Origin of the sequence: Janthinobacterium sp. (assembly GCF_031995485.1) — a bacterium.
Classification (GTDB): Bacteria; Pseudomonadota; Gammaproteobacteria; order Burkholderiales; family Burkholderiaceae_D; genus Janthinobacterium.
Genome location: NZ_DAMAGB010000086.1, coordinates 1 through 7351 on the forward strand (window position 1 = coordinate 1; position 7351 = coordinate 7351).

Here is a 7351-nt window from a genome sequence, read left to right on the forward strand (position 1 = left end):
TACAGGGGTTCGAATCCCCTTGGGGACGCCAGACCGGCTGATTCAGCCAACAACAAAGCCGCCTGGTAACAGCGCGGCTTTTTTGTTTTCAATTTCCACTATCCGGACCCCATGTCACACTCTTCCGATCGCGCCACCTCCCTCGCCATCTTCTGCAAAGTCGTCGACAATTTCGGCGATATCGGCATCTGCTGGCGCCTGGCGCGCCAGTTGCAGCGCGAGCATGGTGTGGCCGTCACGCTGTGGGTTGACGATCTGGCCAGTTTCAGGCGCATCTGCCCGCAAATTGACGTGGCGCTCGGTGTCCAGCAGGCGGCCGGCGTGACGGTACGCCACTGGGGCGGCCAGGATGGCAGTTTCAATCCTGGAGAGATAGCCGATATCGTGATCGAATTTTTTGCCTGCGATATTCCGCCCGGCTATATTGCCGCCATGGCGCAGTGCCAGCCGCATCCTGTCTGGCTGAACCTGGAAGGCCTGACGGCGGAGGAGTGGGTCGAAGGCTGCCACCAGCTGACCTCGCCGCGCCACGGCATGATCAAGCATTTTTTCTTTCCCGGCTTTACCGACAAGACCGGCGGCCTGCTGCGCGAGGCGGGGCTGGAACAGCGGCGCCGCCAGTTCCAGGCCGATCCGCTGGCCATGCAGGCATTTTTGTCGCAGTTCGGCGTTACCCCGGGCGAGATGGCGGCATTGAAAGTGTCGCTGTTCTGCTACCCGCACGCACCGGTGGCGGAGCTGCTGGCTGCGTGGGAGGCTGGTAGCGAGCCCATCGTCTGCCTGGTGCCGGAAGGCGTGGCGTTCGATGCCGTTAGCCGCTTTATCGGCGCCGATGCCGTCGCGGGAGTATCGCATACGCAAGGCGCCCTGACCGTGCGCGTGCTGCCGTTCGTGGCACAGGACGATTACGACAAGCTGCTGTGGGTCTGCGACGTCAATTTCGTGCGCGGCGAGGATTCGTTTGTGCGCGCGCAGTGGGCCGGCAAACCGTTTATCTGGCATATCTATCCGCAGGATGAAAACCTGCATCACGTCAAATTGCGTGCCTTTTTGCAGCGCTATGCGTTTGATGCCGATGGCGCGATCGACAGCCTGATCGAGGCCAGCGAATGCTGGAACGGCGCCCGTGTGGCAGGGCAGGGCTGGGCCCCGCTGTGGACGGCATTGCGCGCCGATATGCCGCGCATTGCCGGGCGGGCAGGGGCGTGGCAGGCGCAGATGCACGACAATGGCGACCTGGCCGGCAACCTGCTGGCGTTTGCGCGCTTGCCACGGTAGGCGCTGGCCCGAAATTAAGGTAAAATGCCCGGTTAATTCTGACAGATTTTAAACCGATCAAACGCAAGCCTGCGGCGCCGATGGCGCACCGGCGGCAGATGGTCTTCATGCAACCCACTTTTTACGTACACTTCTATGAAACCCGCAAAAGAAATTCGTGTTGGCAATATCATCATGGTCGACAGCAAGCCTATGATCGTGTTGCGTTCTGATGTCAACGGTTCGAGCCGCACGGGCTTCACCTACAAATGGAAGATGAAAAATCTTCTGACCAACACCCCGATGGAAAACGTGTTCCGCGGCGACGACAAGTTCGACGTGGTGGTTCTGGACAAAAAACCAGTGACTTACTCGTACTTCGCCGATCCGCTGTTCGTGTTCATGGACACCGAATACAACCAGTACGAAATCGAAGAAGAAAACCTGGGCGAAGCGCTGAACTACCTGAAAGATGGCATGGAATGCGAAGCCATTTTCTATGATGGCAAGGCAATCTCGGTTGAACTGCCAACCACCATCGCACGCCAGGTCGTGTACTCGGAGCCTGCAGTCAAGGGCAACACTTCGGGCAACGTCCTGAAAGAAGCCAAGATCGAAAACGCCATCGATGCACACCGCCACACCGTGCAAGTGCCACTGTTCGTGGCACAGGACGACGTGATCGAAATCGACACCCGTACCAACGAATACAAACGCGTCGTTCGCAACTAAGACGCTGTTCTGGTTTTCAAAAGAAGCGCTGCCTCAGGGTGGCGCTTTTTTTTGCCTGAAAATTCATTCCATGTAGTAACATTTGCAGGGCTAGCACTGCTATGCTGTCTACTTGCGCTGTAGCGCACCTTATTTTCAGCTAATCAAAAATTCTATGCTTGCAACCTTGCTGCTCAGTGCGGCCGTGACTGCCGCACCTGTCCCTTTCGATGAAACGCAGCTGTCCGGCAGTTGGGCGGAAAGCGTCAATGCCAACAGCGCTTGCGGTGGCGAGCGGCGCCTGTCGCGCATGCAGCTGTCCGACGATCGCCAGAAGCTGGCCATTTTCAATGACCGCACCTGGATCAGCAAGCTGGGCGAAACCAACCGCTTTGCCGCCACCGTGCTGGCCGAAACGGATCGCAGCCTGACCCTGCGCTACGACAATGAAACCCGCCGCACGGCCAGTGGCAAGCTGGTCGAATGGCAGCTGATCTTCGTCGCGCCCGGCGTGTTCCGCTGGCGCGAAACCGATTGGCCCGAAGGCAAGGTCAATGGCGTGGTCGGCATCCGCTGCTCGCTGTAAGGCTCCTGATATTTCCGCATTCTGCTATGCTGGCAGCGTGTTTTCCCACAGGAGTTGCCATGCCTACCCGCTTGCTGGCCTCGCTCTTGACGAGCCTGGCACTGTGCGCCACACCAGCCGGGGCCAAAAGTCCTGCGCCATCGCTGATCGAGCAGGCACTGGCCTGCCACGACGCCACCGACTGCCCCTATTTTCCTGAAGTTTATAAAAGCGAGCGCGCCTTTCGGCTGGCTTTCCTGGCCGAACTCAGAAAGGCCAATATCCGGCGTCCGCGCTGGGTGCCCGATGGTGTGACGACGCCGCTGACGCCCGTCGATCTCGACGGCTCGCCGCGCCTGCTGACCAGCGTCTGCGAGCCGCACAACTGCGGCCACCGCTTCATGCTGGTGTATGACCCGCAAGAAAAGAGCGTGGCCGGCACGTATACAGGGCTGGACAAGGCGGGCGAAGTGAGCACCGTGGTGTTCGGCCAGCCCAGCATGGCAGAGATGGACCTGCTCAAGCGCAATTGATGCAATAAAGCCGGTTCAGGCCTGATCGGCGCCGCCGCGCCATTCGCTCAGGTAATGCTGCGGCGTGCGGCCCAGGATGCGGCGGAACATGGCGGAAAACGCGCTGGGGCTGGCGTAGCCCAGCGCAAAGGCGATCGCGCCCACGCCTTCGCCACGGTCCAGGCGGCAGAAGGCTTCGGCCAGGTGTACCTGCTGCAGCCATTGCCGGTAGTGCAGCCCCGTTTCGCGCGGAAACAGCCGGATCAGGGTGCGCGCGCTGGCACCTGCATCGTGGGCCCAGTCTTCGATGCTGCGCCGGCTGCCGGGCGCCGCCATGATGGCGGTGCAGACGGCCACCAGGCGCCGGTCGCGCGGCCAGGGAATGGCGATCGGCACTGTGTCGGCGCGCGCCAGTTCCGACAGGATCAGGCTGGCCAGCCAGTCGCCGCGGCCATTGATTTGGTAATGCACGTCTTCGTCCAGCAGCGCCAGGATCAGTTCGCGCAGCAGCCGGCTTACTTCCACCACCTTGCAGGCAGGCCCGAACGCGGCGGCAGCCTGCGCGTCGATATACACGGTGCGCATGCTGAGCGCGCTGAGGATATCGAGTTCATGCACCACGCCGACCGGTATCAGCAGCGCGCGGCGCGGCGGCAATATCCACACGCCATGCTCGGTGGTCACGCGCATCACGCCTTCGGTGGCAAACAGCAGTTGCGCGCGCACATGGCTGTGCGGCGGGGTGTAGGCGGCCGCGTCATATTGGCGCGACATCACCGCCACCGGGCGCGGCACATGCTGGTAGTCGCCGGAATTGCTGCTGCGCGTAAAGGGCATGCCGTCGGCATCGGCAGTGTTAGTGGTCTGCATGGTTTTTGTCACTTGGGCGACGATTATTGGAAGTGATCTGTTCGACGCCCATACTATACTGGCTTTCCTGCCGGCCTGTTCCAGGGGCCGGGCGATTTCGAGAGCACCATGCACACTACTTCCGATACCTTGGTCACGCCGGCTGCGGCGGTCAAGACCAGCCCTTCTTCCTCGCAGCAATCCGGCCTGGCCATGCACATCCTGGGCGCCGTCGCCTTCGTGCACTTGCTCAATGACCTGATCCAGGCCCTGCTGCCGTCGATTTACCCGATGCTGAAAGCCGAGTTTGCCCTCAGCTTTACCCAGGTCGGCCTGATTACCCTGACGTTCCAATGCACGGCCTCGCTGCTGCAGCCATGGATCGGCCTGTACACGGACCGCCGTCCGCTGCCATTCCTGCTGCCGGTCGGCATGTGCTTCACGCTGGCCGGCGTGCTGATGCTGTCGATCGTCTCGACCTTTCCGACCCTGCTGATCGCTTCCGGGCTGATCGGCGTCGGTTCCTCGACCTTCCACCCGGAAGCGTCGCGCGTGGCGCGCATGGCCTCGGGCGGGCGCTACGGCTTTGCGCAGTCGCTGTTCCAGGTGGGCGGCAACGTGGGATCGGCGCTGGGTCCGCTGCTGGCGGCGGCCGTGATCGTGGGCCGCGGCCAGGGCAATATCGCCTGGTTCAGCCTGCTTGCCGTGCTGGCCATCGGCGTGCTGGCCAGCGTCAGCCGCTGGTATGGCGGCCACCTGGCCAGCTTCAAGCCCAAGGCGGGTGGCCATGGGCCGAACCTGTCGCGCAACAAGGTGATGGGGGCGCTGGCCGTGCTGGCGCTGCTGGTGTTCTCGAAGTACATCTACATGGCCAGCCTGTCGAGCTATTACACCTTCTACCTGATCGACAAATTCCACCTGACGATTGGCGCGGCCCAGCTCTATCTGTTCCTGTTTTTGGCGGCTGTCGCGGCAGGCACCTTTATGGGCGGGCCGATCGGCGACCGCATCGGCCGCAAGCGCGTGATCTGGATTTCGATCCTGGGCGCCGCGCCATTTACCCTGCTGCTGCCGTACGTGGACCTGTTCTGGACGGCCGTGCTGACGGTCATCATCGGCTTCGTGATCTCGTCCGCGTTTTCCGCCATCGTGGTGTTTGCGCAGGAACTGGTGCCGGGCAAGGTCGGCATGATCGCCGGGATCTTCTTTGGCCTGATGTTCGGCGTGTCCGGCATCGCGGCCGCCGCCATGGGCCATATCGCCGATATCTCGGGCATCGCCTATGTCTACAAGATCTGCTCCTGGCTGCCGCTACTGGGCATATTGACGGTGCTGCTGCCGCATATCGAACAGGCGCCGAAAAAGTAAATGCTGGCGGCGGGCTTGACGGCCCGCCGCAGTCCATGCGATAGTCAACGCCATGAAATCCTTCATCCTCCCTCCAGCCATGACTGCCAGCGCCGCTGCCGCGCTGTGTACCTGTCTGGCTATGTGGCCCCGTGAGGATGCGGCCCGGCGCCGTTAAACTTTTCATTCCTCATTCCGATGGCCACAGCGTTGAAAAACCTGTGGCCATTTTCTATTTCCGAACCACTTTTCGAAAGAGCCGCATGACACTCCACCTGTACGACACGTATAGCCGCAGCCTGCGTCCATTTGAAGCCATCGAAGCGGGCAAGGCGGGCCTGTATGCCTGCGGCCCCACGGTCTACGATTACGCCCATCTGGGCAACCTGCGCACCTATCTGTTTGTCGACGGGCTGCGCCGCGCACTGGCATTCAACGGCTATGACGTACGCCATGTGATGAATATTACCGACGTCGGCCACCTGACCTCGGACGCCGACACGGGCGACGACAAGCTCGAAGCGCGCAGCGCCCGCAGCGGAAAATCCGCGTGGGCGCTGGCCGCGCAATTCACGCAGGCGTTCGAAAGCGACCTGGCCTTGCTGAACATGTTACCGCCCACCGTCTGGTGCCGCGCCACCGAGCATATCGCGGAGCAGATCGCCTTTATCGAAGACCTGGAAGCGAAGGGCTTTGCTTACCGCACGCAGGACGGTATCTATTTCGACACCACGCGCCAGCCCGACTACGGCCAGCTGGCGCGGCTGAACCGCGACGGCCTGCAGGCGGGCAAGCGGGTGGAGCTGGGTGACAAGCGCGATATCTGCGACTTCGCGCTGTGGAAGTTCAGCGGCACGCCGGGCCAGCGCCAGATGGAATGGGACAGCCCGTGGGGCCTCGGTTTTCCGGGCTGGCATATCGAATGCTCGGCGATGGCCGAAAAGCACCTGGGCGCGTATTTCGACATCCATTGCGGCGGCGAAGACCATGTGGCCGTCCATCACAGTAACGAGATCGCCCAGACCCAGGCGCGCCACGGCACGCGGCTGGCCAACTTCTGGCTGCACGGCGCGTTTTTGAAAACGCAGGAGGCCAAGATGTCGAAGTCGTCCGGGGACTTTTTACGCCTGCATAGCCTGGTGGAGCAAGGAATAGATCCTTTGGCCTACCGCTACCTGTGCCTGGGCGCCCACTACCGCAGCAGCCTCAATTTCAGCGACGAGGCGCTGCGTGCGGCGGCCAGTGGCTTGTCGCGCCTGCGCACCTCGGTGCATGGGCTGGGAGAAGCACGGGGCGACGCCGATGCGGGCTGGCTGGCAAAGTTTGCCACGCCCATCAACGATGACCTGAACTATCCGCGCGCGCTGGCGGTGCTGTGGGAGCTGCTGAAAAGCGATCTGCCCGATGGCGTGAAAAAGGCGACCGTGCTGCGTATGGATGCGGCATTGGGACTGGATCTGGCCAGCTGGCAGCCGGCGCTGGTGGCGGTGCCGCAGCAGGTGCGCGAGTGGATGGCACAGCGCGAACTGGCGCGCAGGGAGCGGCGCTGGGACGATGCCGACGGCTTGCGGGCGCTGGTGCGCGCGGCAGGATACGAGATCGAGGATACGGGGGAGGGACCGGTGGCGCGCAGGATGGCGCTGGCAGTGGCTGGCTGACATGCGTTCAGGCGAATCGCAAAAGAGCTGGCCAATTTGGCAAGGTACAATCACTTTCTCTTGTCTGCCGGAACGGTGCCTGCATGGATATGGATATGTTCTACAAAAGCCTGATGGTTTTTCCGGTAATGCTTTTATTTACGTTCTGTCTCAAATGCGCCGCCAGGCTGATGCGCCGGATTACGGTCAGCTGGCGTCACTGTTTCCTGTATTCGCTGGCACTGGCGACTTTGACGACCTGCGCCAATCTCACCGACCTGACCCCGTCCACGCTATTGCCTGACAAACTGGCATCGTACGTGATACTGTGCTGGCCCATCGTCACGTGCGCATGGTATTTCCAACGCAACGCGACCCGCAGCAATGGCCTGCCTGCGGGATGGTTGCGCGCAAGTCTGTTGAGCGTGCTGGCCTATGTGCTGAGCGCCGCGCTATTCGTTTTCCTGCTGTTC

8 protein-coding genes are annotated in these 7351 nt (G+C 61.8%); 7 read left to right on the forward strand and 1 reads right to left on the reverse strand.

Annotated features, from left to right (window positions below; translation table 11 throughout):
- Positions 1 to 111 precede the first annotated feature (111 nt).
- From earP to RTQ46_RS26930, 4 genes are all read left to right on the forward strand, one after another.
- Positions 112 to 1278, forward strand: coding sequence for an elongation factor P maturation arginine rhamnosyltransferase EarP (gene earP, locus RTQ46_RS26915; protein WP_312440681.1), 1167 nt, complete (start codon positions 112 to 114; stop codon positions 1276 to 1278).
- A 135-nt stretch (positions 1279 to 1413) separates the two neighbouring features.
- Positions 1414 to 1989 (forward strand): elongation factor P, encoded by a 576-nt coding sequence (locus tag RTQ46_RS26920; protein ID WP_034758247.1) that lies wholly within the window; start codon positions 1414 to 1416, stop codon positions 1987 to 1989.
- Between the two features lie 154 nt (positions 1990 to 2143).
- Positions 2144 to 2554, forward strand: coding sequence for a hypothetical protein (locus RTQ46_RS26925; RefSeq protein ID WP_312440682.1), 411 nt, complete (start codon positions 2144 to 2146; stop codon positions 2552 to 2554).
- A gap of 59 nt (positions 2555 to 2613) precedes the next feature.
- A complete protein-coding gene (locus RTQ46_RS26930; RefSeq protein ID WP_312440683.1) occupies positions 2614 to 3066 on the forward strand; it encodes an Ivy family c-type lysozyme inhibitor in 453 nt (150 codons plus the stop codon).
- A gap of 15 nt (positions 3067 to 3081) precedes the next feature.
- Here RTQ46_RS26930 and RTQ46_RS26935 read toward each other — a convergent pair whose 3' ends face one another.
- Positions 3082 to 3915 carry a helix-turn-helix transcriptional regulator gene (locus RTQ46_RS26935; RefSeq protein WP_312440684.1) on the reverse strand — a complete coding sequence of 278 codons (834 nt, stop codon included), beginning with the start codon at positions 3913 to 3915 and terminating at the stop codon, positions 3082 to 3084.
- Positions 3916 to 4023: 108 nt separating this feature from the next.
- Between RTQ46_RS26935 and RTQ46_RS26940 the strand changes: the two genes are divergently transcribed.
- From RTQ46_RS26940 to RTQ46_RS26950, 3 genes are all read left to right on the forward strand, one after another.
- Positions 4024 to 5262 (forward strand): MFS transporter, encoded by a 1239-nt coding sequence (locus RTQ46_RS26940; RefSeq protein ID WP_312440685.1) that lies wholly within the window; start codon positions 4024 to 4026, stop codon positions 5260 to 5262.
- A 242-nt stretch (positions 5263 to 5504) separates the two neighbouring features.
- Positions 5505 to 6899 (forward strand): cysteine--tRNA ligase, encoded by a 1395-nt coding sequence (cysS, locus tag RTQ46_RS26945; protein WP_312440686.1) that lies wholly within the window; start codon positions 5505 to 5507, stop codon positions 6897 to 6899.
- A gap of 95 nt (positions 6900 to 6994) precedes the next feature.
- Positions 6995 to 7351, forward strand: a 357-nt coding sequence (locus RTQ46_RS26950) for a hypothetical protein (RefSeq protein ID WP_312440687.1), incomplete at its 3' end; no start/stop codon positions are given.

Excerpts from the sequence above, each read along its gene's own strand:
- earP (WP_312440681.1), top strand. The coding sequence starts at position 112 with ATGTCACACTCTTCCGATCGCGCCACCTCCCTCGCCATCTTCTGCAAA.
- RTQ46_RS26920 (WP_034758247.1), top strand. The coding sequence starts at position 1,414 with ATGAAACCCGCAAAAGAAATTCGTGTTGGCAATATCATCATGGTCGAC.
- RTQ46_RS26925 (WP_312440682.1), top strand. The coding sequence starts at position 2,144 with ATGCTTGCAACCTTGCTGCTCAGTGCGGCCGTGACTGCCGCACCTGTC.
- RTQ46_RS26930 (WP_312440683.1), top strand. The coding sequence starts at position 2,614 with ATGCCTACCCGCTTGCTGGCCTCGCTCTTGACGAGCCTGGCACTGTGC.
- RTQ46_RS26935 (WP_312440684.1), bottom strand. The coding sequence starts at position 3,915 with ATGCAGACCACTAACACTGCCGATGCCGACGGCATGCCCTTTACGCGC.
- RTQ46_RS26940 (WP_312440685.1), top strand. The coding sequence starts at position 4,024 with ATGCACACTACTTCCGATACCTTGGTCACGCCGGCTGCGGCGGTCAAG.
- cysS (WP_312440686.1), top strand. The coding sequence starts at position 5,505 with ATGACACTCCACCTGTACGACACGTATAGCCGCAGCCTGCGTCCATTT.